The following is a 24,712-nucleotide window of genomic DNA, read 5'->3' as shown; positions in this document are numbered from 1 at the left end:
TGCTGCGACCACGGACTGTGGGAGGCGGCTTGCCGGCGATGCTTTTTCTGAAGCGATCTATCAGTGACTGAGCTNGCCATCGCCGGCAAGCCGCCTCCCACGGGGTATGCATTCAGTCAGTCACTTTCGTTTTGCCCCCCGTTTTGCGCGTCTTGCGGACTTGGGTATAACGATGAGCGCTGGAGCGTGGGAACGATCAGCGTTCCCGAACTATCACTGATCGTGCCCATCGCTCCGCGTGGGCATGCCGCCCGTGACGCTCCGTGTCAAATTCCCGAGAGCGCCTCTCTTTTTCTGAACGGCGCTTGATCAGCGGTCAGCCATCCATGAACGCAGAGATCACGGATGCAGCTGCATTCGTGCGTCCCGTGCACTTATACGCTGTGCAAATGTAAATTTTCCTGAGTGGCCCCGTTTTCTAAAATGCCAGCGCTTCCCTCGCTCTGGATCCATCGCCCATGTCTTCGCTTGTCGCCATCGACCCTGTCATCCCGGCTGCCCAGCCCATCAAACCTGCGCCTGCGGTATTCGGCCTGCAGACGATCATCGGGCTTCTGGGCGTGCTGCTGGCGGTGCTGGTCGCCGGGATCAACGAGGGCGTGACGCGCATTGCCATGGCTGACATTCGTGGTGCGATGTTCATCGGTGCCGATGAAGCGACCTGGCTGGTGGCGGCCTATTCGGCGACCTCGGTTGCGGCGATGGCCTTCGCGCCATGGTTCGCGGTCAGCCTGTCGCTGCGACGCTTCACCCTTGGCGCTATCACAGCCTTCATCGTGCTTGGCCTGTTGTGCCCGTTCGCGCCGAACTATCCCGGCCTGCTGGTCCTGCGCATCCTGCAAGGTCTGGCGGCGGGCTGTCTGCCACCCATGCTGATGACCGTCGCGCTGCGCTTTCTGCCGCCGCACATCAAGTTGTACGGGTTGGCCGGGTACGCCCTGACCGCAACCTTCGGCCCGAGTCTGGGTACGCCGCTTGCCGCGTTGTGGACCGAGCACTTCAACTGGCGGTGGACGTTCTGGCAGGTCATCCCTCCGTGTCTCGTCGCAATGATCGCCATTGCCCACGGCATTCCGCAGGACCCGTTGCGTCTGGAGCGCTTCAGAGCGTTCAACTGGCGTGGCGTGCTGCTCGGTTTGCCTGCCATTGCAGCGCTGGTGATCGGCATCCTGCAAGGCAATCGCCTGGACTGGTTCGAGTCCACCCTGATCTGCTGGCTGCTGGGCGGCGGACTGGTGCTGCTGGTAGCGTTCATGGTCAACGAATGGTTCACCCCGGTGCCGTTTTTCAAACTGCAGCTGCTGGCGGGTCGAAACCTGTCGCATGCGTTGCTGACGCTGGGTGGCGTGCTGATCGTTCTGACGGCGGTCGCCTCGATTCCGTCGTCCTATCTGGCCCAGGTGCACGGTTATCGCCCGCTGCAGACTGCACCGCTGATGCTGATGGTTGCTTTGCCACAGTTGCTTGCACTGCCTCTGGTGGCGGCGCTGTGCAACGTGCGCTGGATCGATTGCCGCTGGGTATTGGCGACCGGGCTTGGCCTGCTCGCGCTTTATTGCGGGTTGGCGACGCAAATGACTTCGGAGTGGATTCGCGACAATTTCTACAGCCTGCAACTGCTGCAAATCATCGCCCAGCCGATGGCGGTCCTGCCGTTGCTGATGCAGGCGACTGGCGGGATCGCTCCGCCCGATGGCCCGTTTGCGTCTTCATGGTTCAACACCGTGCGCGGTTTGTCGGCGGTTATCGCCACCGGCGTGCTGGAAGCCCTGACCACCTCGCGCCAGCATTTTCACTCCAACGTGCTGGTCGATCGTCTGGGCAACTCACCCTGGCTCGCTGCTGACGATTCGGTGGCCTCCCTGACCCATCGACTGCACGAGCAGGCCGTGGTGCTGACCAGTGCCGATCTGTATTTCTGCATGGGCTGGCTGGCCGCCGGACTGATTCTGTTGATTCCTTTGATGCCGACGCGGGTCTATCCGCCTCGTGCGCCGAACTGATTTTCTGTCGAGACTTTTTCATGAGCATGACTTCAAAACAGACCCTGGCCCTGTGCGGCGCCGCCATTGTGCTCGCCGGTCTGGGTATCTACACACTGACCGGTGACAGCACGCGTCAGGCCACCAACGACGCATTCATCACCGCCGATTATTCGGTGGTCGCGCCCAAAGTGTCGGGTTTCATCAGCCAGGTGCTGGTGGAAGACAACCAGCCGGTCAAGGCAGGGCAATTGCTGGCGGTGATTGATGATCGCGATGTGCAGACGGCGCTGGCTTCGGCAGAGGCGGGTGTAGCGACCGCAGCGGCGGAGCTGGAGCAGGTCACTGCGTTGTTGCAGCGTCAGACTGCGGTGATCGATCAGGCCAGGGCCGCGTTGACCGCCAGTACAGCAGCGGTGCGCTTTGCCGAACAGGAACGCGACCGCTACGAGCATCTGGCAGGCGCCGGTGCAGGGACTGTGCAGAACGCGCAGCAAGCGCGCAACCGGATCGACACGGCCAATGCCAACCACGCCAGTGCCAGTGCGTCACTGGTGGCCGAGCGCAAGCAGGTCGATATCCTGACGGCTCGCCAGCACAGCGCCGAAGCAGGCCTCAAGCACGCACAGGCCGCCCGTGATCAGGCGCAGTTGCAGGTGTCCTACACGCACATCGTTGCGCCCATTGACGGTGTCGTGGGTGAGCGGGCGGTGCGCGTCGGTAACTACGTCAATCCCGGCAGCAAGTTGCTGTCAGTGGTGCCGCTCGCCGACGCCTATGTCGTGGGCAATTTTCAGGAAACCCAACTGACCCATGTGAGTGTGGGGCAATCAGTCGAGGTGCGTGTCGACACCTATCCCGATGAAGTCCTCAAGGCTCACGTACAGAGTATTGCCCCTGCCACCGGCGTGACCTTCGCTGCCGTGCGGCCCGACAACGCCACCGGTAATTTCACCAAGGTCGTGCAGCGCATCCCGGTGAAAATCATCCTCGATCCGGGGCAACCGCTTGCGGCAAGGTTGAGGGTCGGGATGTCGGTGGACGCCAGTATCGACACGCAATCCCCATCCACTGAACAGCCAGTGGGTGCCTTGTGAGCCGCATCGCTGCTGCGAGCAGCCTGGTGCTGCTGGCGAGTCTGTCGGGCTGCCAGGTCGGACAGGATTTCCAGCGCCCGCAAACCAGCGACGTGCAGTGGTTGCCCATTCAGGGAGAACAGGCAGCCAGTCAAGTTAATACCACCCCTTATAGCGCTCGATGGTGGGAGATATTCCGTGATCCCCAGTTGTCATCATTGATTGATCGGGCGGCGGCTTCCAACCTTGATCTGAAAATGGCGGAGGCGCGACTGGCGCAAAGTCGGGCGGCGCGTCAGGTGATCGCCGGCGAGCAAGTGCCCAGTGTGGACGGCAAGCTGGGTTACCAGCGCAAACGCAACAGCGCCGAAGGGTTGAACGATCCGTCGGGCAACGAGGGCAGGGCGGCGTTCAGCCAGTGGGACGGCGGCATCAATGCCAGCTGGGAAGTTGATTTGTGGGGGCGGGTCAAGCGCGAAGTCGAGGCTGCCGACGCCAACGTAGACGTTGCGGACAACGACCGGCGCGCAGCCTTGCTGTCGCTTCAGGCGGAAGTAGCGAGGGACTATCTGCAGCTGCGTGGCACCCAGTCGGTCCTCGCCGTGACCCGGCAAAACCTGCAATTGTCCCGCAACAGCCTGGAGCTTTCGAAGGTCAGGCAGGGCAGTGGGGTGGCGACCAATCTGGATGTGGCTGAAGCCGCTGCGCAGGTATCGGCGATCGAGTCCCGTCTTCCAGTACTTGAGCAGCGACAGGCCAGGCTGATCAATGCATTGAGCCTGTTGCTGGCGCAATCGCCCAGAGCCTTGCAGAGCGAGCTGGAAAAACCTGTGGAAATGGTTGCTGTGCCCGCCACTGTACCGGTGGGCCTGCCCTCCGAGCTGGCGCAGCGCCGCCCGGACATTCGCCGTGCCGAAGCGCGGCTGCATGCCGCGACCGCGAGCATTGGTGTCGCACAAGGCGATTTCTATCCACGCATCGTGCTGTCAGGCAACGTCGGTTTTCAGGCCCTGCAACTGTCTGACCTCGGCAGTTGGGGCTCACGCCAGTTCGGTATCGGCCCACAACTGAGCCTGCCGATTTTCGAAGGCGGCCGGCTGCGCGGCATGTTGCGTTTGCGCGAAGCCCAGGGGCAGGAAACAGCACTGGCGTATCAGCAGACCGTGTTGCGCGCCTGGCAGGAAATCGACGACAGCATGAGTCTCTACAACGCCAGCCAGCTTCAGCAGCGCAAACTGGACGAGGCGGTGCGCCAGAACCGTATCGCGCTGGACACCGCCAAGCGGCAATACACAGAAGGTGTGGTGGACTTCCTCAACGTCCTCACGGTGCAGCGCACCCTGTTGGACATCGAGGAACAGTGGGTCCAGAGTTCAACCACTCAAGCCCAGGCGCTGGTCGGGCTGTACAGCGCGCTGGGCGGTGGCTGGTAGCTCAGGCTTTTGCGGCCTCTTCTTCGTCGAGCCGGTCGGCCTCGAACAACTGGGCCAGCTCGACCCTGGCCTCGCGGGCTGTTTGCAGCACTTTTGCTTCGTCGTCGTAGATCTCGTGCTGCGCGGCGAGCACCTGTTCGTCATGACGTTTGAAGCGGCTGATGCGCGCATCGGCCTGCGCCTCGCTCAAACCCAGCCCCAGCAGCGTCTGTCGCGACATTTCAAGGCTTGAGTAGAAGGTCTCACGCACTGCATGTGCACCGGCATCCATCAGCTTGTGAACGTGCTGACGGTTGCGGGCACGAGCGATGATCTTCATGTGCGGATACAGCTTGTTGATCAGTTCGGCCGTCTTGATGTTGATGTCCGGGTCATCGGTGGCAATGATGAAAAACTCGGCGTCCTGCACCTTGGCTGCTCTGAGGATTTCCGGACGCAACGGATCGCCGTAGAACACTGGCACGTTGCCGAAGCTGCGAGAGAATTCGATGGACTCCACTGCAGTGTCCAGGGCAATGAACGGGATTTTCTGCGCACGCAGGATACGCGCAACGATCTGGCCCATCCTTCCCATGCCGGCGATGACCACGCGTGGCTTGTCGGTCTGGATGTCGCGGTACTCTTCCGGTACTTCCACCACTTTGGCCTTGGGCTTGATCCAGCGCGCCAATGCGATGAACAAGAGCGGGGTGATCGCCATCGACAGGGTGATGGTCAGTACCAGCATGTCATAGAGGCCTGCTTCGAACAGCCCCTGAGCGCTGCCGATCTTGAACACCACGAAGGCGAACTCACCGCCCGCTGCCAGCACCAGACCCAGGCGCAATGCGCTGCGCTTGCTAAGGCCACCTGCGGTGCGGCCAATGATGAACAACAGCGGCAACTTGATTGCGACCAGCAACACCGTGAGGCCAAGCACCACCAGTGGCGCGCTGAACAGCAGGCCGATGTTGGCGCCCATGCCGACACTGATGAAGAACAGCCCCAGCAGCAAACCCTTGAACGGTTCGATCTGAGCTTCCAGTTCGTGTCGGTATTCGGAGTCGGCGAGCAGCAGGCCTGCCAGAAAAGCGCCCAGCGCCATGGACACACCGACCAGTTCCATCAACCACGCTGTGCCGATCACCACCAGCAGCGCAGTAGCGGTCGACACTTCCTGAATGCGGGTCTTGGCCACGATGCGAAACACCGGGCGCAGCAAGTAACGTCCGCCCACGACCACGATGGCGATGCTGCCCAGTACGCGCAGACCATGGTTGATGCTTTCCTGAGTGCTGGTCGCATGGTCCCCACCGGCCAGAAATGGCACCAGCGCGATCAGCGGGATGGCTGCAATGTCCTGAAACAGCAGAATGGCGAACGCCGTACGCCCATGCGGGCTGTTCAGTTCCTTACGCTCGGCCAGACTCTGCAGGCCGAAAGCCGTGGAGGACAGTGCCAGACCAAGGCCCAGCACAATCGCGGTGTTCATCGATTGTCCGAAGGCAACCAGGGCAACTGCGCCGATGACCAGACCAGTCAGTAACACCTGTGCCGTGCCCACGCCGAACACTGCCTTGCGCATCACCCATAAACGCTTTGGCGACAGCTCAAGGCCGATAATGAACAGCAGTAATACCACCCCAAGTTCGGAGATATGGCTGACACTCTCCGTATCTCCTATCAACCCCAGCACCGATGGGCCGATCACGACGCCGGCGGCCAGATAACCGATCACGGCACCGAGTTTCAGGCGCTTGGCCAGCGGGACGGCGATGACGGCGGCGAACAGAAACACCACTGCTGCCTGCAGCAGGCTGCCTTCATGGGGCATGTGAAACTCCTTGGCAATGTCAGGAAACGATTTGAAACAGGCCCGCATTAAACCACGTGAGTTTTTCACGGCAACGTTGAATCCGGCATGACGAACATCAATCGCATTGATGTTTGCACACAGGATCGTAGAAAGGGGAGGTGGTAAGTTGCAGGGACGTATTCCGTCCATGCCATCGGTCATGCATCAGCGTAAGATGTCGGCGCATTTGCACCGCGCCAATGCCGTTCATGACGTAATCAGGAAAACCGATATGACCAACAAGCAGCGTTTGATTTACTCGATTCTGATCGCTTTGGGTGTGCTGGCGATCATGCTGGGCCTTTCGCATTTGCAGAACAGTGGTGTGATCAGCGAGAAGACCTTTCAGTACATCGCCATCGGCGTTGCTGTGCTGGTTGTGGTGCTCAACGGGATCATGCGCCGCAAGGTCAGGCGCTGAGTTTCACGGGGCGTCTGATTATCTGCCCGACTCGCCCAGCCATTCCATGGCACGAGGATGCAGACTGTAGGTCTTGTCCTCGTTGAGATGGATGACGCCTTCATCGCACAGACGCTTGAGCACCTCGCGTACGCTGAGGAATGACAGCGGCACGTCCAGCCTGAGCAGTTGACTGTGCACACCTCGCACGCCGAGTGACTGACCGCTTTCGTTCGATACCAGCAGTGCATCCAGCACCTTGAGTCTGACCAGACTGGTGCGCAGGCCGAAGCTCTTGAGTAGCAGCCGGATGTGATCATTGCCCGGACGCTCGATCTCTCCCGCAGGCGATTGGACCTGGGTCTGCGCCTGCGCAGAAATGGCCGTCTGCCTGAGCATCGTACGGGTCGTTGTTCCTTGACGATTGAACATGCGCAAATTCCTTTTCAGGCTTTTAAACAAAATCTCATCTATAAGACGAACGAGCGGCGCAAAACCTCAGGTGCGAACGCAAAAAAATAGCAGAGAGCTGCACGACGAGCCGGATTACCTGCGTACAAAGTCGCGAAAACAGCGGCGCCGAGCACGATGACTTCACTCGGAAGGGATGTTTCAGGATGTAAGATCAGCGCCGTCTCGGGACATGAGTCAGCCTTTGGGTGAGTTGGGGCCACGTATGTTCAGGACCGGATTTCCATTCTGGTTCTGCGTCACATAAACCGGCAATACCTTGGGCAGTGACGTGAGCAGGCTCGAGATGTCTCGGGTGTTGTAGGTGCCGCCAAGACGAATCGCACCGGTGGCATTGTCCGCCAGCAGGATCGGCGTCTGCAGGTAGCGGTTGATCATCGGCAATGCCTGGCTCAACGGCATATCATTGAAGATCAGTTTGCCGTTGCGCCACGCCAGACTGGTGTCGTCGGCGGCAACGTGACCAATGCTTGGGCGGTTATCACCAGCCTTGTACGTGGCCTGCATGCCGGGATCCAGGTGATCGCTGAAGCCAGGTTGCGAGCGATCGCTGCTGACCTGTACCGACCCCTCGACCAGCGTTACACGAACCTGATCCTGATAGGTCCACACATTGAAGCGCGTGCCGGTTACCTTGATGCTTCCTGCGCCGACGTCCACGACGAAAGGGTGGGTGAGGTCGTGGCTGACTTCGAAAAATGCTTCGCCTTTTTTCAAGGTAACGCTGCGGCGGTCCTTGTAATTGGCGTAGGTCAGTTCTGTGCCCAGGTCCATTTCCACGCGGCTGCCGTCGCCCATGGTGATGAGACGAGTAGCATTGGTTGTGGTGTAGGTTTCGTACGCGTTGGGAATCAGCCCCTGGTTCCAGCCAATGTAGCCAGCCGCGGGTATAGCCAGTGCGGCAACGGTTGCAGCCACGGCGAGAGGACGCCAGTTGCGTCTGCGTCGTGGCAAGACACCAGGCACTGCAGCTGCGCTCGATACGACGGGCGAGGGCGGCGGATTGACGGGTTCCAGCTGTCCCGACACCTCCCAGATATCGCGCATTGCCTCGAACTCGGTCGCGTGCAGCGGATGAGCCTTGAGCCACTGATCGAACAGTTTCCGCTCGGCAGGCGAGCAGTCGTCAGCGTGCAGTCGCATGCACCATTGCGCGGCGGCATCGGTGATCTGCTCGTATTCTGCTTCGCTGAGGCTGGGTTCGTTCATGGACTCTCCGTTACTGACCGCTGGCGCATTCTACCCCCGGATAGGAGAGGGAGAGAACATTGGACCGTTACGATGTATCAATCCCGGCTTAATTCTTCGTGAATGTGATCGGCTCTCATTGATGTATCGGACTACGGGAGTGTTTCTGGAATGCGCTTGGCGCTACTCTTGATCGCAACCCAATACCTGCCCTGACCGTCATGATCCGGAGTTCCAGATGCACGCCGCTCACCCTGATGACTCGACCCGAACCCTTTCCCTTGCGCAACTGACCGAGCTGTTGCAGCGAATCTTTCTGGCCCATGGCACGTCGCTGGATGTGGCGACTGTCCTTGCTGAAAACTGCGCCAGCGCCCAGCGGGACGGTTCGCACAGTCACGGCATCTTTCGCATTCCGGGGTATCTTTCTTCGCTGGCCAGCGGTTGGGTGGACGGCAAGGCGGTGCCGGTTGTGGAGGATGTCGCATCTGCGTTCGTGAGGGTCGACGCGGCCAACGGCTTTGCCCAGCCCGCGCTCGCGGCGGCGCGGCCGTTGCTGATCGACAAGGCGCGCAGCGCAGGTATTGCGATTCTGGCCATCCGAAACTCCCATCATTTTGCGGCACTGTGGCCGGACGTCGAGCCGTTCGCCGAGCAGGGGCTGGTGGCCCTGAGCATGGTCAACAGCATGACCTGCGTTGTGCCGCACGGTGCGCAGAAGCCGTTGTTCGGAACCAACCCCATCGCGTTCGCGGCGCCTCGCCACGGGTCGACGCCATTGGTTTTCGATCTGGCGACCAGTGCCATGGCCCATGGCGATGTGCAGATCGCAGCGCGCGAAGGCCGTCTGTTACCCGAAGGTATGGGTGTGGATCGTGAGGGACAGGCGACCTGTGACCCCAAGGCGATTCTGGATGGCGGGGCACTGCTGCCGTTTGGCGGGCACAAGGGTTCGGCATTGTCGATGATGGTTGAACTGCTGGCGGCGGGTTTGACCGGCGGAAATTTTTCGTTCGAGTTCGACTGGTCAAAGCATCGCGGTGCGCAAACGCCCTGGACCGGCCAGTTGCTGATTGTCATCGATCCCGACAAGGGCGGTGGCCAGTCCTTTGCGCAACGCAGCGAGGTCCTTGTGCAGCAGCTTCATGGTGTCGGTCAGTCGCGTATGCCGGGTGATCGTCGTTACGCCGAGCGAGCCAGATCGATGGCGCATGGCATCGAAATGAACGCCAGCGATGTGATGCGCCTGCAGGCACTGGCAGAGAATGACCATTCGTCGTAACCGGGCTTGTATTAGCCTCTGGATCTAAATACTGTATGCATAACCAGTAAAAAGAAAGAGGTGTTCCATGTCCCTGAAGTCAGCGCATAGCCCGGTTGCCCATCAGCTTCGAACCGGTACGTCGGTCAACGAAATGCAGCGTGAAGATTTTCTGGCTCTGGCCGCAGCACTGCGCCAGTTCAATGCGTACGAGGCTCAAGTGTCCATGGTCGTCGCAGCTGCTCAAGCAGGTGGTGACTACCGTGAAAGCCGCGCGAGTGAATAAAACCCGATAACTCAACATGATTAATGGATGCAGCGTATCGTGATGGATGCAATTCCGCCTCAGGTGCATCCATATGAAAGATTTCGGCGCGCGACTGAAAGAAGAGCGCCAGGCATTGGGGCTATCGCAACACAGATTTGCCGCCATTGGTGGTGTCGAGGCCAATGCCCAGGGCAAATACGAGAACGGTAAGCGCATGCCGCGTTCCACTTATCTGGTGGCGCTGAGCGAGAAAGGAGTCGACGTGCTTTATGTGCTGTGCGGTAAAAGATTACCGGTCTGCATCGACTCACTCTCGGCTGCCGAAAAAGACATCATCCTGCGCTTCAGATCACTGAGCTGCGTCGACCAGAGCGCGATCAGCCAGCTGGCGTTATCGTTGTGCAAGCGTCTCGACTGATCACCTGACACGCCAGTTCTGTTGCTTGTGAATATACGAAACGTATATGCTTCGTATATTCAAAGTGAGGTGAACCATGGGCCTGGTCAAAATTTCCGAACACATGCACGCGGATCTGCGTTGCGCCAGTGTTGCGTTGAGTCGTTCCATCAATGCTCAGGCGGAGCACTGGATGCGCATCGGCATGCTCGCAGAGCTGCATCCAACGTTGGACTACAGCGAAATCTGTCAGATGCTGATTCGTCTCGAAGACGCTGACGGTACTGTGCTGTCGACTCAATCCTTCAAGCTGACCGAACTGTCGAAGGCGGCCTCATGAGCGGCGGCATCAGTCTCAAGACCGAGCAGGATCTGGTTCAGTTGCGCATCGCCGGCAGGCTCGCGGCTGACGTGCTTGCGATGATCACGCCTTACGTCAAGGCAGGCGTGAGCACCGAAGCGCTGGATGACATCTGCAACGAGTACATCGTCAAGGAGCTCAAGGTGATTCCGGCCAACGTCGGGTATCACGGCTTTACCAAGACAACCTGCATTTCCCCGAATGCGGTGGTCTGCCATGGCATTCCGTCGGCATCGGACATCCTGAAGGAAGGCGACATCGTCAACATTGATGTGGCCGTCATCAAGGATGGCTGGTACGGCGATACCAGTCGCATGTATCTGGTCGGCGAGGTCAGTCCGCTGGCCCGGCGTCTGGTCGAAACCACCTACGAAGCAACCCGTGCAGGCATTCACGCGGTGCGTCCGGGTGCGACGTTGGGCGACATCGGGTACGCGATCCAGAGCGTTGCCCATCGCGAAGGTTTCAGTGTGGTGCGCGAGTACTGCGGGCACGGCATCGGGCGCAAATACCATGAAGAGCCTCAGGTGCTGCATTACGGTACGCAGGGCAAAGGCCTGAAACTCAAGGAAGGCATGGTCTTCACCATCGAGCCGATGATCAACGCAGGCAAGGCGGGCACCCGCACATTGCCGGATGGCTGGACAGTATTGACCAGTGACATGTCACTTTCAGCGCAGTGGGAGCACATGGTGGCAGTCACCTCGACGGGCTTCGAACTGCTGACGCCTTGGCCCGAGGGCACAGGTTCTTACCCCGCGATCTGAGTCGCATTGCAGCCCAAAAAAACGACCTCCAGGTGAGGTCGCTTTTTATTGTGAGTCTCGACAATGCCGACTCAGGTCTGCTCAGGCTGCGTACACCGCTTCCAGTGCACTTCGGTCACACCAAAGCCTTGAGCCTGCAAGGTCGCCAGTCTCACAGGCCCGGCGGCGACATGATCGCTGACCGTACCGACACCTGCATGCAGCGTTGCGCAATGCAGCGCATCGCTCTGGCAGAGTTGAAGAGTCTGGTGAAGAAAGGACCGGGTTTCACCCTTGAACCGATAGTGAATTTCAAATTCCGTTTGATTCATCATTACCTGCCTGCAAGGCGTAGACACTACGCCATCCTAAAATGAGTACGTGGGGTACTGGGCAGTTCGAAGCCGGGGCTGCTTCGACGCTGCAACATCATTTCGAGATCGATACAGGCGTGTACGGCTACACGTCGCCTTGATCGGACCGCTGTCTCAGAAGGGTGAAACGAGAATTACACCGTTTCGATTGCAAGTGAACAGTCGTCCGACAAGTGGCACTAAGCCATATCCGTTCGCGTGTAAAAGTTGTGTATGACTGCCCGAACGAAGGTGTCGCGATTACAGGATGTTCAACTGGCTGATCTGCTGACAATCAGCCAGGTGATGAATGCCACAAGCGGTGCGAGCAATGCCACGCTTCCGACGACCAGCGCCCAGCCAAATGCGAACCCGCGTTCGCCTTTGAATCTGCCGCCACTCAAGGCTTTCAATATGCGTACGCCGACACTGTGCGCCAGCAGGTTGAAGAAGGCGTCAAAAATCCCGTCCAGCGTAATCACGGTCACACTCCATGCGTTATCCAGGCCAAGCGTCGTGGGATTCTACGTTCAAATCAGAGGCTGCATTGAGAGCTGAAAACCGCCCCTCAATCCTCCTTGGGCACTGTCCAGAACAGCTGTACGCCACCATCATCACGCCAGGCGAGGGTGACGTTGTCGTTCTCGGCTATCTCTTCAAGCAACTGAGCCCAATCATCTTCCGATTCATCCTGCAGACGAAAGAGCAGGGCGGCTCTGGATTTCTGCGCGGTCGGCGAGTTGATGATCTTCTGTACCCGAATGCCCATGCGCTGATAGGAGTCGGGGGCTGAGGTCGCTGAGGATTGATTTGCCACGGAAAAGTCCCTGAATAAGCTGTACGTGCGCACAGTATTTGAGTGTCGGATCTTTCGCAACACTTACGTAGGATAATGTTTCCGCCCTTTGATGATGCCTGTATCGTTTCACCTGCACATTCGTATAGGCCCAAGGAGTGAACATGAAATTCAAATTGCTGGTGTTGCCTGCCGTGGTTGCGGCCTCTCTCATGTTGTCTGGATGCTCCACCCCGTCGGTCGTCACGTTGCAGGACGGAACGCAATACATCACCAAGGATGCGCCAAAGACCAAGAGCCGTGACGGCTTCTATGAGTTCGAAGATATTTCGGGCAAAACCATTCGGATCAAGGCCGACGAAGTGGCCACTGTCCGCCCCGAAGAGTGAGACAGCGCTGCCCGGAGCAATGCTTCGGGCAGACTTCATTTCCCCGATTGACAAACCCCGCGACATTTTTCATAGTTCGCTTCTCGCAAACGTTTGCGTATCGATCCTGCGGATTGATTCTGCGTCGTTCGCCCGAACAATAATCACAAGATCGGAGATGAACTCATGAAGCTGCCATTCGCTGGACGCCTGCTCGCTGTCGCCATGTTTTCTGCCCTTGCGGCAATCGTTCCCCTCTCTGCCGTAAACGCTCAGACCCCTGAAAAGCCTAAAGTCGCGCTGGTCATGAAATCCCTGGCCAACGAGTTCTTCCGGACCATGGAAGACGGTGCCAAGGCTTACCAGAAAGAACACGCCAGCGAGTTTGATCTCGTCTCCAACGGCATCAAGGATGAGTCCGATACCGCGAGCCAGATTCGTATCGTCGAGCAGATGATTGTTTCCAAAGTCGATGCACTGGTCATTGCGCCTGCCGACTCGAAAGCACTGGTGTCGGTCTTGAAGAAAGCCTCCGATGCCGGGATCAAGGTCGTCAACATCGATAACCAGCTCGACGCCGACGTACTCAAAAGCAAGAACCTGCAGATTCCGTTCGTAGGCCCGGATAACCGCAAGGGCGCTGCCCAGGTCGGTGATTACCTGGCGACCAAGCTGAAGGCAGGCGATGAAGTCGGCATCATCGAAGGTGTGCCGACCACCACCAACGCTCAGCAGCGTACGGCCGGTTTCAAGGACGCCATGGATAAGGCACAGATGAAAGTCGTGTCGGTACAGTCCGGCAACTGGGAAATCGACAAGGGCAATGCCGTCGCGTCCGCCATGCTGAACGAATACCCAAACCTCAAGGCACTGCTGGCCGGCAATGACAGCATGGCACTGGGCGCCGTTTCTGCCGTACGTGCTGCAGGCAAGACTGGCAAGGTGATGGTGGTGGGTTACGACAACATCAACGCCATCAAGCCGATGCTCAAGGACGGTCGAATCCTCGCCACCGCCGATCAGTACGCTGCCAGGCAGGCCGTGTTCGGGATCGAAGCGGCACTCAAGGCTGTCAAGGGCGAGAAGGTCGACACCAACGAGAAAGGCGTTATCGAAACGCCGGTCGAACTCGTTACCCAACCTTGATCCACACCGAGTGAAAGGCGTCTGCCCGAACAGGGCAGGCGCTGGGAGAAATGTATGTCAGCGTCTGCTCAGACGGCTGTTCTTTCGGTCAGTGGCATTGGTAAAACCTACGCTCAACCCGTGCTTGGCGATGTCGACCTGACGTTGATGCGCGGTGAAGTGCTGGCCCTGACCGGGGAAAACGGTGCCGGAAAAAGCACCTTGACAAAGATCATCGGCGGGCTGGTCACGCCCACCACTGGCAGCATGCAATTTCAGGGGCAGCCCTACCAGCCAGCCAATCGCACCCAGGCCGAAAAGCTCGGCGTGCGTATGGTCATGCAGGAACTGAACCTGCTGCCAACCCTGACCGTTGCCGAAAACCTGTTTCTGGACGATCTGCCACGTCGCGCGGGCTGGATCGATCGCAAGCGCCTGCGTGAAAACGCCATCAAGGCCATGGCCCAGGTTGGGCTGGACGCGATTGACCCGGACACGCTGGTTGGCGATCTGGGCATCGGGCATCAGCAGATGGTTGAGATCGCCCGTAACCTCGCTGGCGACTGCCACGTGCTGATTCTCGACGAGCCGACGGCAATGCTGACCTCGCGTGAGGTCGAAATGCTGTTCGAGCAGATCACGCGGTTGCAGGCTCGTGGCGTCTCGATCATCTACATTTCCCATCGCCTCGAAGAACTGGCCAGAGTGTCGCAGCGCATCGCCGTATTGCGTGACGGCAAGCTGGTTTGCGTCGAGCCGATTTCCCGTTACAACAGCGAGCAACTGGTCACCCTGATGGTGGGGCGCGAACTGGGCGAACACATGGACATGGGCGCCCGGCAGATCGGCGAAGTCGCACTGTCGGTCAAATCGCTCAACCGCAAGGGCAAGGTCCAGGATGTCTCCTTCGATGTTCGCCGTGGCGAAATCTTCGGTATCTCCGGGCTGATCGGCGCGGGGCGGACCGAGCTGCTGCGCCTGATCTACGGCGCCGACATCGCCGACAGTGGCACGATTGAAGTGGGCCAGCCATTACAGGCCGTCACCATTCGTTCGCCCGCCGATGCGGTCGAGCATGGCATTGCCTTGATCACGGAAGACCGCAAGAGCGAAGGCTTGCTGATGTCGCAATCGATCAGCGCCAACATCGCGCTGGGCAACATGAAAGCCATTTCCAGCGCAGGCATCGTCAATGCCGCTGACGAGCTCAAGCTCGCGCAGCGTCAGGTGGACGCCATGCGTATTCGCAGCTCCAGCCCGACGCAGTTGGTGTCGGAACTGTCCGGCGGCAACCAGCAGAAAGTGGTGATCGGCCGCTGGCTGGAGCGCGATTGCCCGGTCATGTTGTTCGACGAGCCAACGCGGGGCATCGACGTCGGCGCCAAATTCGACATCTACGCGCTGCTCGGCGAACTGACCCGTCAGGGCAGGGCGCTGGTGGTGGTTTCCAGTGATCTGCGCGAACTGATGCTGATCTGTGACCGCATCGGCGTGCTGTCGGCCGGTCGCCTGATCGATACGTTCGAACGCGACAACTGGAGTCAGGACCAATTGCTGGCCGCAGCCTTTGCCGGTTATCAGAAACGTGATGCGCTGCTCAACGATGCAGCGCCCAGGAACGAGCCATGAAAAACGACACATCCCCGACGCTGACACTGCCGGCCCGTCGCGGCGGCACTTATTTCGGCCTGGGCACTTACCTGGGACTGGCGGGCGCCTTGCTGGCGATGATCGTCCTGTTCTCGCTGCTCAGTGACCATTTCCTGTCGTACCAGACCTTCAGCACCCTGGCCAACCAGATTCCTGATCTGATGGTGCTGTCTGTCGGCATGACCCTGATCCTGATCATCGGCGGCATCGACCTGTCCGTGGGTTCGGTACTGGCATTGGCTGCAGCCGCGGTCAGCGTGGCTGTTCTGGGCTGGGGCTGGAGTGTGTTTCCGGCCGCGTTGCTGGGCATTGCCTGCGCAACACTGGCGGGCACCATCACCGGTTCGATCACCGTCGCATGGCGCATCCCGTCATTCATCGTTTCGCTGGGCGTGCTGGAAATGGCCCGTGGCGTGGCGTACCAGATGACTGACTCGCGCACGGCCTACATCGGTGATTCATTCGCCTGGCTGTCCGATCCGGTGGCATTCGGTATTTCCCCGTCGTTCATCATTGCGCTGCTGGTGATCATCGTCGCTCAGGCTGTGCTGACCCGCACCGTCTTCGGTCGCTACCTGATCGGTATCGGCACCAACGAAGAAGCCGTGCGTCTGGCAGGTATCAATCCCAAGCCCTACAAGATCCTGGTGTTCTCGCTGATGGGTATGCTGGCGGGCGTCGCGGCGCTGTTCCAGATATCGCGACTGGAGGCAGCTGATCCAAACGCCGGTGCTGGGCTGGAATTGCAGGTGATCGCAGCGGTGGTCATTGGCGGTACCAGCCTGATGGGTGGACGCGGTTCGATCATCAGCACATTCTTCGGCGTGCTGATCATTTCGGTACTGGCCGCAGGCCTGGCGCAGATCGGCGCCACCGAACCCACCAAACGCATCATCACCGGCGCTGTGATCGTGATTGCCGTGGTGCTGGACACCTACCGCAGCAACCGGGCGCGGCGACAGGGCTGACATGGCAACCATCAAGGACGTAGCAGCACTGGCCGGGATTTCCTACACAACGGTTTCCCATGTGCTGAACAAGACCCGGCCGGTGAGCGAGCCGGTCCGGCTCAAGGTCGAGGCGGCCATCGCACAACTGGACTACGTGCCCAGTGCGGTGGCCCGTTCGCTCAAAGCCAAAAGTACGTCGACCATCGGCCTGTTGATTCCCAATGGCATGAACCCGTATTTCGCCGAGCTGGCCAGAGGCATCGAGGACTACTGCGAGCGCAACGGTTTCTGCGTGATTCTGTGCAACTCCGATGACAATCCCGAGAAGCAGCGCAGTTACCTGCGGGTTCTGCTGGAGAAGCGGGTAGACGGCCTGATCGTCTCATCGGTGGGCGCAGACGCGAGTGTTGCGGGAGGTCTTGCGGACGTTCGCACGCCGTTGGTCATCGTCGACCGCGAGCTGGAAAGTATCGAAGCCGACATGGTGCGTATCGATCACGAGCAGGGGGCCTATCTGGCGACGCGTCATCTGCTCGATCTGGGGCATAAACGCATTGCCTGTATCGGTGGGCCTCGCAACAGCACGGTTGCCGAAATGCGTCTGGCAGGGTATCGGCGTGCGATGCAGGAGGCGTCTGTCGAAATTGATCCGCAGTGGGCCGTACACAGTGATTTCACCAGTTCGGCCGGATACGACGCCGCAGGCGAGCTGTTGGCCAGGCATCAGCCCACCGCGATCTTCGCCGGTAACGACGTCATTGCCATTGGTGTGCTGAGGGCTGCCGCCGAACGCAATATTGCTGTCCCGCAAAATCTGTCGGTCATCGGTTTCGATGACATCGAAATGAGCCGCTATGTCTATCCCGCACTCACCACGGTGGGACAGTCGATCATGCAACTGGGCGAAACGGCGGCGCAAATGCTCTTGTGCAGAATCGCGTCGCCTCATGACTCGCCCGTCGAGAAGCGTCTGGTGACGCCTGTCGTCGTGGTGCGTGAATCCACGGCTGCACCCTACAACGCTCCTGATCAATGATGAGCACGCACAGCAACGAGTGAATGAGCCATGCAAGCAAAAATAGTGATAGTGGGCAGCCTCAACATGGATCTGGTGATCCGCGCCCAGCGTCTCCCGCGCCCTGGCGAAACACTGACCGGAGAGAGCTTCGATACCGTTCCCGGTGGCAAGGGCGCCAACCAGGCGGTCGCCGCTGCACGTCTGGGTGCTGAGGTGGCAATGATCGGCTGTGTAGGTGCCGACGCTTACGGTGAGCAACTGCGTGCTGCGCTGCTGGCCGAACAGATTGACTGCCAGGCGGTGACAGTGGTCGATGGCGTGCCCACCGGCATTGCCTCGATCGTGGTCGACGCGAACAGTCAGAATGCAATCGTCATCGTCGCGGGCGGCAATGGGCAACTGACGCCTGCGCTTATCAAGCGCTTCGACCCGCTGCTCGCAGGTTCGGACATTGTCATTTGCCAGCTCGAAGTGCCGACCGAGACGGTCTTCCATACCTTGTCGCGTGCCCGTGAGCTGGGCAAGACCGTTATTCTGAATCCTGCTCCCGCCAGTGAGCCGCTGCCCGCCCACTGGTACAGCCTGATCGATTACCTGATTCCCAACGAAAGCGAAGCCCAGGCATTGTCCGGGATTAATGTCGACTCGCCAGCCTCTGCGCAAAAGGCGGCTCTGGCGCTGCTGGCAGCCGGTGCACGTAACGTGATCATCACGCTCGGTGAGCAGGGGACGTTGTTCGCCAGTGCCGCTGGCGTCGAACATATTCCAACGCGTCGCGTTCAGGCCGTGGACACCACCGCTGCAGGTGATACCTTTGTCGGTGGTTTTGCAGCGGCGCTCGCCAGAGGGCAGAGCGAATCGCAGGCCATCCGCTTTGGTCAGGCTGCCGCAGCGCTGTCGGTCACCCGCGCAGGCGCGCAGCCGTCCATCCCGACGTTCGAGGAAGTACAAGGATTCAACCCGAGATGAAAAAAACACCGCTACTCAATATCGCCCTGTCGCGCGTGATCGCATCGCTGGGTCACGGCGATATCCTGATGATTGTTGACGCTGGCATGCCCGTGCCGCCCGGCGTCGAACTGATCGACCTGGCCCTGACCCGTGGCGTACCGGATTTCGTCAGCGTGCTGGATGTGGTGTTGAGCGAAATGCAGGTCGAAAGCCACGTGCTGGCAAATGAAATGGCTGAAATCAAGCCACCTGCGTTGCAGGTCATCGAGAGCCTGAACCTTGATGATCAATTGGGTCATCAGCGCTGGATCAGCCATGACGACCTGAAAATTCTGAGCCGCAAGGCCAAGGCCATCATCCGCACTGGCGAGTGCCAGCCCTACAGCAATGTGGCGCTGGTATCCGGAGTTGTGTTCTAGGCATTTAGCCTGAACACGTATTCATGACAGGGAGTTACACATGACATTGACACAGTTTTCCAGACAACTCATTCGGGGAGCGCTGCTCTTGTCCATTCTCGGTGCGACAGCCGTTCAGGCCGTCGAAAAGCGTGACGTGATCATCGACACTGACCCGGGTGCCGACGATGTGGTCGCTTTGCTGCTGGCGTTGGCATCGCCTGAAGAACTCAATGTCATGGCGATCACCACCGTTGCCGGCAATGTGCGTCTGGACAAGACATCACGTAACGCCAGACTCGCTCGCGAGTGGGCGGGCCGTGAGGAGGTGCCAGTGTATGCCGGTGCGCCCAAGCCGCTGGTGCGTACGCCGATCTACGCGGAAAACGTGCATGGCAAGGAAGGCCTGCCCGGCGTGCCGGTACACGAGCCTGCCAAAGGCCTGGCCCAAGGCAACGCCGTCGATTATCTGATTCAGACACTGAGCAAGGCCAAGCCTCATAGCATTACCGTTGCAATGCTTGGCCCACAGACCAATCTCGCGCTCGCATTGGTGCAGGCACCGGAGATCACCCAGGGCATCAAGGAAGTGATCGTCATGGGCGGCGCGCACTTCAATGGCGGCAATATCACGCCGGTTGCCGAGTTCAACATCTTTGCCGATCCTCATGCGGCGCAGATCGTTCTGGCCAGCGGTGTGAAGCTGACCTACGTGCCGCTGGATGTGACTCACAAGATCCTGACCAGCGAGAAGCGTCTCCAGCAGATTGCCGCGCTGAACAATCAGGCTGGCAAGCTGGTGGAAGGTATTCTCAATGAATACGTGAAGCTGGATATGGAGCACTACGGTCTGCCGGGCGGCCCGATTCACGATGCCAGCGTCATCGCCTGGATGCTCAAACCCGAGCTGTTTTCGGGCAGGCAGATCAATGTGGCGATCGACAGCCGTGAAGGCATTGGTTTCGGCCAGACCGTCGCGGACTGGAACGGCACGCTCAAGCAACCGCAAAACGTCTTCTGGGTCGAGGATGGCGACGCCCAGGGCTTCTTCGATCTGCTGACCGAGCGTCTGGCTCGATTGAAGTAACGCTGTCTGGAGTCGAACGCTGTCAGGCAGGCAGCTCTGTCGTCGCGTACCGGCTCCACACTTGAGTGATGAAGGCTCGGGCACCCTCGGTGCCCAGTTCCTTGATCAACAGATCGACAGCGATGATCACCAGCTCCTCCGGTGTGCCCGGGCTGTGCGAGCAGTGGCCCTGGGGCCATTTGGCCTTGATGTCCGCATCGATTGAAATCACTGTCATGTCCGTCTCGCCTTCAAGAAAGCACCGCATTGCTCAGGCCGCCGTGCATCGCCCTTTATCCCTATGGTCGGTTGCAGTAAACCATTGTGCGAGCCGTTTGACACTTCTACTTACGCATCATGAGCGCGATCTGACGTCCATTGAAAACATGTTGTGACGATTTGCGGGCGCATGGAAAAGCGGGGCGAGGCAGACTGCGCGCGCCTTGCAGACATCTTCGCTTACGAGTGGTGGCGATGACTGCAGTGCAACCAATGCGGCAAGGTGCGGTCGCACAAGGTCTGGAAAATGTTTATTGGCAAAGGAGGGTGTATGCCCTGGAAATTCGCAACATTGGGTTTTGTGGTCGTGACGTCGGTTCTGGCAGGGTGCAGCAGCACGCCTGATTCGGTGCCCGAGGCCACCAGCAAGACCGAGGCGCCCGCCGCCAGTAATACCGTGCCGGGCCGCTGTGATGCAGAGCCTGCACAATTTGCCATTGGCAAGCAGGCATCCATCGATTTGCTGACCCAGGTACGCAGCCGTACCGGCTCCATGGATGCACGCATTCTGGGTCCCAACGACATGGTCACGCTTGAGTACCGCTCCGAGCGCGTCAACGTCAATACCGACGCCTCCGGCAAGGTGATCCGCATCAACTGCGGCTGAACCTTGCTCATTGCGCAGGCATAAAAAAACCCCGTCAATGACGGGGTTTTTTCAAATCAAGTGGATCAGTCCACTTTGACTTCTTCTGCCTGCATGCCTTTCTGGCCTTTAGCAGCAACGAAAGAAACGGTCTGGCCTTCTTTCAGGCTTTTGAAACCGTCGCTCTGGATTGCTTTGAAGTGTACGAACAGGTCGTCACCGCCACCTTGTGGAGTGATAAAGCCGAAGCCTTTTTCATCGTTGAACCATTTTACGGTGCCGGTTTGGCGATTAGACATGGTGTATCTCCAAGAACATAATTTTCAATAGCGTGCTGCTCAGGCCAACTGGGCACACCGGCCTATCATAGTCGAAATGTACGAAAAGACAGCTATTTAGGTGGGAACTTTGAGCGTCGCGCGTAGGTATGCAGATCGTCATATTCAGGAATGGCCGAATCGGCTTGCTAGCTGGCGTGGAGTTACGCGTACGAGGAGGGCGCTCAAAGCCCCGTTTGACGGGGCCTTGAATGGTATTGGTACTGACAGGATGCCGCTCAACGACAGGGCGTTTTTACACGCCCGGCCGGATATTAATTTTTTGCTTTAGTGCAGTTTTCGGTGACCAGTTTCTGCAATTTCGAGGTCAATTCCGGGCTTGGCGCAGTGCCAGTATTGTTCAGTGACGCGATTTCCTTGTCGGAGAAATGGCTGTCCACCTGTTTGGCGCCGCAGTCGCAATGCGCCTTGGCGGTCTTGTCATCCAGGTTCTGTGCCTTCGCGGCACTGATGCACTCTTGAGTGAACGTGCTGCGAGTCGCTCCGTCCATCGCGGCCTGGGCGCCCAATGGGGCCAGAATTGCAGCGCAAGCGAGGAGTGCGGACAGACGTGGAAGCTTCATGGTGTTCTCCTTTGCTGGGGAAATTCTTGCAAGTTGACGAATAGTTCTGACGGTCTGCGGACGTACCAGTTCAGGTGCTGTGCCGATTTCATCTTCATTTGTCATGAGGTGCGACTAGACGGCTGCGCTGTGGTAGGATGCGCGTCCTGTAAATTTCCAGCACCCTCTATTGGCTTTGTTTTCAGTCAGGTGCAAGCAGGTTTTTGTACACTCCAGTCATCTGGTCCGTTTCAAGGTTGGCCGCAAGGCTCCTGCCACTGTGAGGCAGGCGTACCACCGGATCACGTACTGGCTCATCCCAACCCACGTGACCTTTGGTAGGGGTCACCACTAGGAGAGGAGGCGCCATGCCAACTATTACTCTTCCCGACGGCAGTCAACGTTCTTTCGATCATGCGGTTTCCGTAGCCGATGTCGCGCTTTCAATTGGTGCGGGTCTGGCCAAGGCCACCGTGGCCGGCAAGGTCGACGGCAAGCTTGTCGACGCCTGCGACCTGATCGAAAACGATGCCAGCCTGCAGATCATCACCCCGAAGGATCAGGAAGGACTGGAAATCATCCGTCACTCTTGTGCTCACTTGGTAGGCCATGCCGTCAAGCAGTTGTACCCGACTGCAAAGATGGTCATCGGCCCGGTGATCGACGACGGCTTCTATTACGATATCGCCTACGAGCGCCCGTTCACGCCAGATGACATGGCGGCGATCGAGCAGCGCATGCAGCAGCTGATCGAAAAAGACTACGACGTCATCAAGAAAGTGACCCCGCGCGCCGAAGTGATCGAGGTGTTCACCGCTCGTCACGAAGACTACAAGCTGCGTCTGGTCGAAGACATGCCGAACGAGCAGGCCATGGGCCTGTATTATCACGAAGAATACGTCGACATGTGCCGCGGTCCGCACGTGCCGAACACCCGCTTCCTGAAGTCCTTCAAGCTGACCAAGCTGTCCGGTGCCTACTGGCGCGGCGATGCCAAGAACGAGCAGTTGCAGCGCGTCTACGGCACCGCATGGGCTGACAAGAAGCAACTGGCGGCCTACATCCAGCGTATCGAAGAGGCCGAAAAACGCGACCATCGCAAGATCGGCAAGCGTCTGGGCCTGTTCCATACCCAGGAAGAAGCGCCGGGCATGGTGTTCTGGCACCCTCAGGGCTGGACCCTGTATCAGGTGCTCGAGCAGTACATGCGCAAGGTTCAGCACGAAAACGGCTACCTTGAAATCAAGACGCCGCAAGTGGTTGATCGCTCGTTGTGGGAAAAGTCCGGCCATTGGGCCAACTACGCCGACAACATGTTCACCACCGAGTCCGAGAGCCGCGACTACGCCATCAAGCCCATGAACTGCCCTTGCCACGTGCAGGTATTCAATCAGGGGCTGAAGAGCTACCGCGAGCTGCCGATGCGTCTGGCCGAGTTCGGTGCCTGCCACCGAAATGAGCCGTCAGGTGCCTTGCATGGCATCATGCGTGTACGTGGCTTCACTCAGGACGACGCGCACATCTTCTGCACCGAAGAGCAGATGCAGTCCGAGTCCGCAGCCTTCATCAAGCTGACCCTGGATGTCTATGCCGATTTCGGCTTCAAGGACATCGAGCTCAAGCTGTCCACTCGCCCTGAAAAGCGCGTCGGCTCCGATGAGTTGTGGGATCGTGCAGAATCGGCTTTGGCCGCAGCACTCGACAGCGCAGGTCTGCCTTACGACCTGCAGCCGGGCGAGGGTGCGTTCTACGGTCCGAAGATCGAGTTCTCTCTGAAAGACTGCCTCGGCCGTGTCTGGCAGTGCGGCACCTTGCAGCTGGACTTCAACCTGCCGATCCGTCTCAGTGCCGAGTACGTTTCGGAAGACAACAGCCGCAAGAGTCCGGTCATGCTGCACCGTGCAATCCTCGGTTCGTTCGAGCGTTTCATCGGAATTCTGATCGAACACTACGAAGGTGCGTTCCCGGCCTGGCTGGCGCCGACTCAGGCAGTGATCATGAATATCACTGATAAACAGGCCGATTTTGCCCTCGGAGTCGAAAAAACCTTGGCCCAAAGCGGGTTTCGTGCCAAGTCCGACTTGAGAAATGAAAAGATCGGCTTTAAAATCCGTGAGCATACTTTGCTCAAGGTTCCTTATCTCCTTGTGATAGGAGATCGGGAGGTTGAAATGCAAACTGTCGCTGTGCGGACACGCGAAGGCGCTGACCTCGGCTCGATGCCGGTCGCCCAATTCGCTGAATTCCTCGCACAAGCGGTTTCCCGGCGTGGTCGCCAAGATTCGGAGTAATTATTATTAAGCGTGAAATGAGACAAGATAAACGAGCTGCACCCAAGGCCCCGATCAATGAGAATATCTCGGCCCGCGAGGTTCGGTTAATTGGCGCTGACGGCGAGCAGATTGGCATCGTCTCGATTGATGAAGCGCTTCGTATAGCGGAAGAGTCGAAGCTGGATCTGGTAGAGATTTCTGCCGACGCAGTACCTCCTGTCTGCCGTGTGATGGATTACGGCAAGTCGATCTTCGAGAAGAAGAAGCAGGTCGCTGCAGCGAAGAAAAACCAGAAGCAGATCCAGGTTAAAGAAATCAAGTTTCGTCCAGGGACGGAGGAAGGGGATTACCAGGTAAAACTGCGCAACCTGGTACGTTTCCTGAGTGACGGGGACAGGGCCAAGGTATCGTTGAGATTCCGCGGTCGTGAGATGGCCCACCAGGAGCTGGGTATGGAATTGTTGAAGCGGGTTGAAGGTGACCTTCTCGAATACGGTTCCGTCGAACAGCATCCTAAGATGGAAGGACGCCAGCTGATCATGGTCATCGCCCCGAAAAAGAAGAAGTAACCACCAGGGCACGGCAGGCCTTGCGGTTATGTT

General features: G+C 58.8%; 29 protein-coding genes. 20 read left to right on the top strand and 9 right to left on the bottom strand.

Annotation, left to right across the window (positions count from 1 at the left end; genetic code table 11):
* The first annotated feature begins 458 nt into the window (after nt 1–458).
* Genes AO065_RS03460 through AO065_RS03450 form a run of 3 tightly spaced genes read left to right on the top strand, consistent with a single transcriptional unit; the run spans nt 459 to nt 4,491 of the window.
* A complete protein-coding gene (locus AO065_RS03460; protein WP_004886905.1) occupies nt 459–2,003 on the top strand; it encodes an MFS transporter in 1,545 nt (514 codons plus the stop codon).
* Between the two features lie 20 nt (nt 2,004–2,023).
* Nucleotides 2,024–3,079, top strand: coding sequence for an HlyD family secretion protein (locus AO065_RS03455; protein ID WP_004886907.1), 1,056 nt, complete (start codon nt 2,024–2,026; stop codon nt 3,077–3,079).
* Nucleotides 3,076–4,491, top strand: a complete 1,416-nt coding sequence (locus tag AO065_RS03450) for an efflux transporter outer membrane subunit (protein WP_004886910.1) — start codon at nt 3,076–3,078, stop codon at nt 4,489–4,491. Before AO065_RS03455 ends, AO065_RS03450 begins: the two co-directional genes overlap by 4 nt.
* A 1-nt stretch (nt 4,492) precedes the next feature.
* Here the strand turns inward: AO065_RS03450 and AO065_RS03445 are convergent, their stop codons facing one another.
* Entirely contained in the window at nt 4,493–6,304 is a 1,812-nt protein-coding gene (locus AO065_RS03445) for a monovalent cation:proton antiporter-2 (CPA2) family protein (RefSeq protein WP_004886912.1), read from the bottom strand.
* A 253-nt stretch (nt 6,305–6,557) separates the two neighbouring features.
* On the opposite strand from AO065_RS03445, the gene AO065_RS03440 reads away from it, so the two are divergent.
* Entirely contained in the window at nt 6,558–6,746 is a 189-nt protein-coding gene (locus tag AO065_RS03440; RefSeq protein ID WP_004886913.1) for a hypothetical protein, read from the top strand.
* A gap of 18 nt (nt 6,747–6,764) precedes the next feature.
* On the opposite strand, the gene AO065_RS03435 is transcribed toward AO065_RS03440, so the two are convergent.
* Nucleotides 6,765–7,157, bottom strand: a complete 393-nt coding sequence (locus AO065_RS03435; RefSeq protein ID WP_004886915.1) for a hypothetical protein — start codon at nt 7,155–7,157, stop codon at nt 6,765–6,767.
* Nucleotides 7,158–7,373: 216 nt separating this feature from the next.
* On the bottom strand, nt 7,374–8,405 hold the full coding sequence (locus tag AO065_RS03430; protein ID WP_004886916.1) for a FecR family protein: 1,032 nt from the start codon (nt 8,403–8,405) through the stop codon (nt 7,374–7,376).
* A gap of 217 nt (nt 8,406–8,622) precedes the next feature.
* Here AO065_RS03430 and AO065_RS03425 point away from each other — a divergent pair, with 217 nt between their 5' ends.
* The 5 genes from AO065_RS03425 (at nt 8,623) to map (ending at nt 11,438) form a co-directional block, all read left to right on the top strand.
* Nucleotides 8,623–9,666, top strand: coding sequence for an Ldh family oxidoreductase (locus AO065_RS03425; RefSeq protein WP_004886918.1), 1,044 nt, complete (start codon nt 8,623–8,625; stop codon nt 9,664–9,666).
* 67 nt (nt 9,667–9,733) lie between these two features.
* Nucleotides 9,734–9,931, top strand: coding sequence for a hypothetical protein (locus AO065_RS03420; protein ID WP_004886920.1), 198 nt, complete (start codon nt 9,734–9,736; stop codon nt 9,929–9,931).
* A gap of 73 nt (nt 9,932–10,004) precedes the next feature.
* Nucleotides 10,005–10,331, top strand: a complete 327-nt coding sequence (locus AO065_RS03415) for a helix-turn-helix domain-containing protein (RefSeq protein ID WP_004886922.1) — start codon at nt 10,005–10,007, stop codon at nt 10,329–10,331.
* A 76-nt stretch (nt 10,332–10,407) separates the two neighbouring features.
* Nucleotides 10,408–10,650, top strand: a complete 243-nt coding sequence (locus AO065_RS03410) for a ParD-like family protein (protein WP_004886923.1) — start codon at nt 10,408–10,410, stop codon at nt 10,648–10,650.
* Nucleotides 10,647–11,438, top strand: coding sequence for a type I methionyl aminopeptidase (gene map / locus AO065_RS03405; protein WP_004886925.1), 792 nt, complete (start codon nt 10,647–10,649; stop codon nt 11,436–11,438). Before AO065_RS03410 ends, map begins: the two co-directional genes overlap by 4 nt.
* A gap of 71 nt (nt 11,439–11,509) precedes the next feature.
* Here the strand turns inward: map and AO065_RS03400 are convergent, their stop codons facing one another.
* From AO065_RS03400 to AO065_RS03390, 3 genes are all read right to left on the bottom strand, one after another.
* Complete coding sequence (locus tag AO065_RS03400; RefSeq protein ID WP_032652217.1) at nt 11,510–11,752, bottom strand: DUF6555 family protein; 243 nt, start codon at nt 11,750–11,752, stop codon at nt 11,510–11,512.
* A 290-nt stretch (nt 11,753–12,042) separates the two neighbouring features.
* Nucleotides 12,043–12,252, bottom strand: a complete 210-nt coding sequence (locus tag AO065_RS03395; RefSeq protein ID WP_004886928.1) for a hypothetical protein — start codon at nt 12,250–12,252, stop codon at nt 12,043–12,045.
* Nucleotides 12,253–12,338: 86 nt separating this feature from the next.
* A complete protein-coding gene (locus AO065_RS03390; RefSeq protein ID WP_043306431.1) occupies nt 12,339–12,539 on the bottom strand; it encodes a DUF1654 domain-containing protein in 201 nt (66 codons plus the stop codon).
* A 191-nt stretch (nt 12,540–12,730) separates the two neighbouring features.
* Between AO065_RS03390 and AO065_RS03385 the strand changes: the two genes are divergently transcribed.
* The 8 genes from AO065_RS03385 to AO065_RS03350 all read left to right on the top strand — a co-directional run bounded on the left by AO065_RS03385 (nt 12,731) and on the right by AO065_RS03350 (nt 20,113).
* Nucleotides 12,731–12,955: a YgdI/YgdR family lipoprotein gene (locus AO065_RS03385; protein WP_004886930.1), complete on the top strand. Its 225-nt coding sequence runs from the start codon at nt 12,731–12,733 to the stop codon at nt 12,953–12,955.
* Between the two features lie 165 nt (nt 12,956–13,120).
* The gene (locus AO065_RS03380; RefSeq protein ID WP_004886931.1) at nt 13,121–14,080 is read left to right on the top strand and encodes a sugar ABC transporter substrate-binding protein; all 960 of its coding nucleotides are present in this window, start codon (nt 13,121–13,123) and stop codon (nt 14,078–14,080) included.
* 54 nt (nt 14,081–14,134) lie between these two features.
* The gene (locus AO065_RS03375; protein ID WP_004886933.1) at nt 14,135–15,688 is read left to right on the top strand and encodes a sugar ABC transporter ATP-binding protein; all 1,554 of its coding nucleotides are present in this window, start codon (nt 14,135–14,137) and stop codon (nt 15,686–15,688) included.
* Complete coding sequence (locus tag AO065_RS03370) at nt 15,685–16,677, top strand: ABC transporter permease (protein WP_004886935.1); 993 nt, start codon at nt 15,685–15,687, stop codon at nt 16,675–16,677. The genes AO065_RS03375 and AO065_RS03370 overlap by 4 nt, the downstream gene beginning before the upstream one ends.
* A gap of 1 nt (nt 16,678) precedes the next feature.
* Nucleotides 16,679–17,695: a LacI family DNA-binding transcriptional regulator gene (locus AO065_RS03365; protein ID WP_004886936.1), complete on the top strand. Its 1,017-nt coding sequence runs from the start codon at nt 16,679–16,681 to the stop codon at nt 17,693–17,695.
* A gap of 30 nt (nt 17,696–17,725) precedes the next feature.
* Nucleotides 17,726–18,646, top strand: a complete 921-nt coding sequence (gene rbsK, locus AO065_RS03360; protein WP_004886937.1) for a ribokinase — start codon at nt 17,726–17,728, stop codon at nt 18,644–18,646.
* Nucleotides 18,643–19,047: a D-ribose pyranase gene (rbsD, locus tag AO065_RS03355; RefSeq protein ID WP_004886940.1), complete on the top strand. Its 405-nt coding sequence runs from the start codon at nt 18,643–18,645 to the stop codon at nt 19,045–19,047. Before rbsK ends, rbsD begins: the two co-directional genes overlap by 4 nt.
* Before the next feature lie 40 nt (nt 19,048–19,087).
* On the top strand, nt 19,088–20,113 hold the full coding sequence (locus AO065_RS03350; RefSeq protein ID WP_004886941.1) for a nucleoside hydrolase: 1,026 nt from the start codon (nt 19,088–19,090) through the stop codon (nt 20,111–20,113).
* A 22-nt stretch (nt 20,114–20,135) separates the two neighbouring features.
* Here the strand turns inward: AO065_RS03350 and AO065_RS03345 are convergent, their stop codons facing one another.
* Nucleotides 20,136–20,330 (bottom strand): hypothetical protein, encoded by a 195-nt coding sequence (locus tag AO065_RS03345; protein ID WP_004886943.1) that lies wholly within the window; start codon nt 20,328–20,330, stop codon nt 20,136–20,138.
* Between the two features lie 312 nt (nt 20,331–20,642).
* Between AO065_RS03345 and AO065_RS03340 the strand changes: the two genes are divergently transcribed.
* Nucleotides 20,643–20,978, top strand: a complete 336-nt coding sequence (locus AO065_RS03340) for an I78 family peptidase inhibitor (protein ID WP_004886945.1) — start codon at nt 20,643–20,645, stop codon at nt 20,976–20,978.
* 65 nt (nt 20,979–21,043) lie between these two features.
* Here AO065_RS03340 and AO065_RS03335 read toward each other — a convergent pair whose 3' ends face one another.
* Nucleotides 21,044–21,256 carry a cold-shock protein gene (locus AO065_RS03335; protein ID WP_004886948.1) on the bottom strand — a complete coding sequence of 71 codons (213 nt, stop codon included), beginning with the start codon at nt 21,254–21,256 and terminating at the stop codon, nt 21,044–21,046.
* Nucleotides 21,257–21,549: 293 nt separating this feature from the next.
* Nucleotides 21,550–21,858, bottom strand: a complete 309-nt coding sequence (locus tag AO065_RS03330) for a hypothetical protein (RefSeq protein ID WP_004886950.1) — start codon at nt 21,856–21,858, stop codon at nt 21,550–21,552.
* A 347-nt stretch (nt 21,859–22,205) separates the two neighbouring features.
* Between AO065_RS03330 and thrS the strand changes: the two genes are divergently transcribed.
* On the top strand, nt 22,206–24,128 hold the full coding sequence (gene thrS / locus AO065_RS03325; protein WP_004886953.1) for a threonine--tRNA ligase: 1,923 nt from the start codon (nt 22,206–22,208) through the stop codon (nt 24,126–24,128).
* Nucleotides 24,128–24,679 carry a translation initiation factor IF-3 gene (infC, locus tag AO065_RS03320; protein ID WP_170969009.1) on the top strand — a complete coding sequence of 184 codons (552 nt, stop codon included), beginning with the start codon at nt 24,128–24,130 and terminating at the stop codon, nt 24,677–24,679. The genes thrS and infC overlap by 1 nt, the downstream gene beginning before the upstream one ends.
* The last annotated feature ends 33 nt before the right edge of the window (nt 24,680–24,712 follow it).

Origin of the sequence: Pseudomonas viridiflava, assembly GCF_001642795.1 — a bacterium.
GTDB lineage: Bacteria > Pseudomonadota > Gammaproteobacteria > Pseudomonadales > Pseudomonadaceae > Aquipseudomonas > Aquipseudomonas viridiflava.
The sequence above is the reverse complement of the archived record's forward strand: the minus strand, read 5'-3'. Positions and strand labels throughout refer to the sequence as shown.

Coding starts and splice junctions, on each gene's coding strand:
- AO065_RS03460 (WP_004886905.1), top strand. CDS start 459: ATGTCTTCGCTTGTCGCCATCGACCCTGTCATCCCGGCTGCCCAGCCC.
- AO065_RS03435 (WP_004886915.1), bottom strand. CDS start 7,157: ATGTTCAATCGTCAAGGAACAACGACCCGTACGATGCTCAGGCAGACG.
- AO065_RS03430 (WP_004886916.1), bottom strand. CDS start 8,405: ATGAACGAACCCAGCCTCAGCGAAGCAGAATACGAGCAGATCACCGAT.
- AO065_RS03455 (WP_004886907.1), top strand. CDS start 2,024: ATGAGCATGACTTCAAAACAGACCCTGGCCCTGTGCGGCGCCGCCATT.
- AO065_RS03365 (WP_004886936.1), top strand. CDS start 16,679: ATGGCAACCATCAAGGACGTAGCAGCACTGGCCGGGATTTCCTACACA.
- AO065_RS03420 (WP_004886920.1), top strand. CDS start 9,734: ATGTCCCTGAAGTCAGCGCATAGCCCGGTTGCCCATCAGCTTCGAACC.
- AO065_RS03410 (WP_004886923.1), top strand. CDS start 10,408: ATGGGCCTGGTCAAAATTTCCGAACACATGCACGCGGATCTGCGTTGC.
- AO065_RS03440 (WP_004886913.1), top strand. CDS start 6,558: ATGACCAACAAGCAGCGTTTGATTTACTCGATTCTGATCGCTTTGGGT.
- AO065_RS03330 (WP_004886950.1), bottom strand. CDS start 21,858: ATGAAGCTTCCACGTCTGTCCGCACTCCTCGCTTGCGCTGCAATTCTG.
- AO065_RS03380 (WP_004886931.1), top strand. CDS start 13,121: ATGAAGCTGCCATTCGCTGGACGCCTGCTCGCTGTCGCCATGTTTTCT.
- rbsK (WP_004886937.1), top strand. CDS start 17,726: ATGCAAGCAAAAATAGTGATAGTGGGCAGCCTCAACATGGATCTGGTG.
- AO065_RS03350 (WP_004886941.1), top strand. CDS start 19,088: ATGACATTGACACAGTTTTCCAGACAACTCATTCGGGGAGCGCTGCTC.
- map (WP_004886925.1), top strand. CDS start 10,647: ATGAGCGGCGGCATCAGTCTCAAGACCGAGCAGGATCTGGTTCAGTTG.
- AO065_RS03415 (WP_004886922.1), top strand. CDS start 10,005: ATGAAAGATTTCGGCGCGCGACTGAAAGAAGAGCGCCAGGCATTGGGG.
- AO065_RS03340 (WP_004886945.1), top strand. CDS start 20,643: ATGCCCTGGAAATTCGCAACATTGGGTTTTGTGGTCGTGACGTCGGTT.
- AO065_RS03390 (WP_043306431.1), bottom strand. CDS start 12,539: ATGGGCATTCGGGTACAGAAGATCATCAACTCGCCGACCGCGCAGAAA.
- AO065_RS03400 (WP_032652217.1), bottom strand. CDS start 11,752: ATGATGAATCAAACGGAATTTGAAATTCACTATCGGTTCAAGGGTGAA.
- AO065_RS03335 (WP_004886948.1), bottom strand. CDS start 21,256: ATGTCTAATCGCCAAACCGGCACCGTAAAATGGTTCAACGATGAAAAA.
- AO065_RS03385 (WP_004886930.1), top strand. CDS start 12,731: ATGAAATTCAAATTGCTGGTGTTGCCTGCCGTGGTTGCGGCCTCTCTC.
- AO065_RS03370 (WP_004886935.1), top strand. CDS start 15,685: ATGAAAAACGACACATCCCCGACGCTGACACTGCCGGCCCGTCGCGGC.
- AO065_RS03375 (WP_004886933.1), top strand. CDS start 14,135: ATGTCAGCGTCTGCTCAGACGGCTGTTCTTTCGGTCAGTGGCATTGGT.
- AO065_RS03425 (WP_004886918.1), top strand. CDS start 8,623: ATGCACGCCGCTCACCCTGATGACTCGACCCGAACCCTTTCCCTTGCG.
- rbsD (WP_004886940.1), top strand. CDS start 18,643: ATGAAAAAAACACCGCTACTCAATATCGCCCTGTCGCGCGTGATCGCA.
- AO065_RS03445 (WP_004886912.1), bottom strand. CDS start 6,304: ATGCCCCATGAAGGCAGCCTGCTGCAGGCAGCAGTGGTGTTTCTGTTC.
- AO065_RS03345 (WP_004886943.1), bottom strand. CDS start 20,330: ATGACAGTGATTTCAATCGATGCGGACATCAAGGCCAAATGGCCCCAG.
- thrS (WP_004886953.1), top strand. CDS start 22,206: ATGCCAACTATTACTCTTCCCGACGGCAGTCAACGTTCTTTCGATCAT.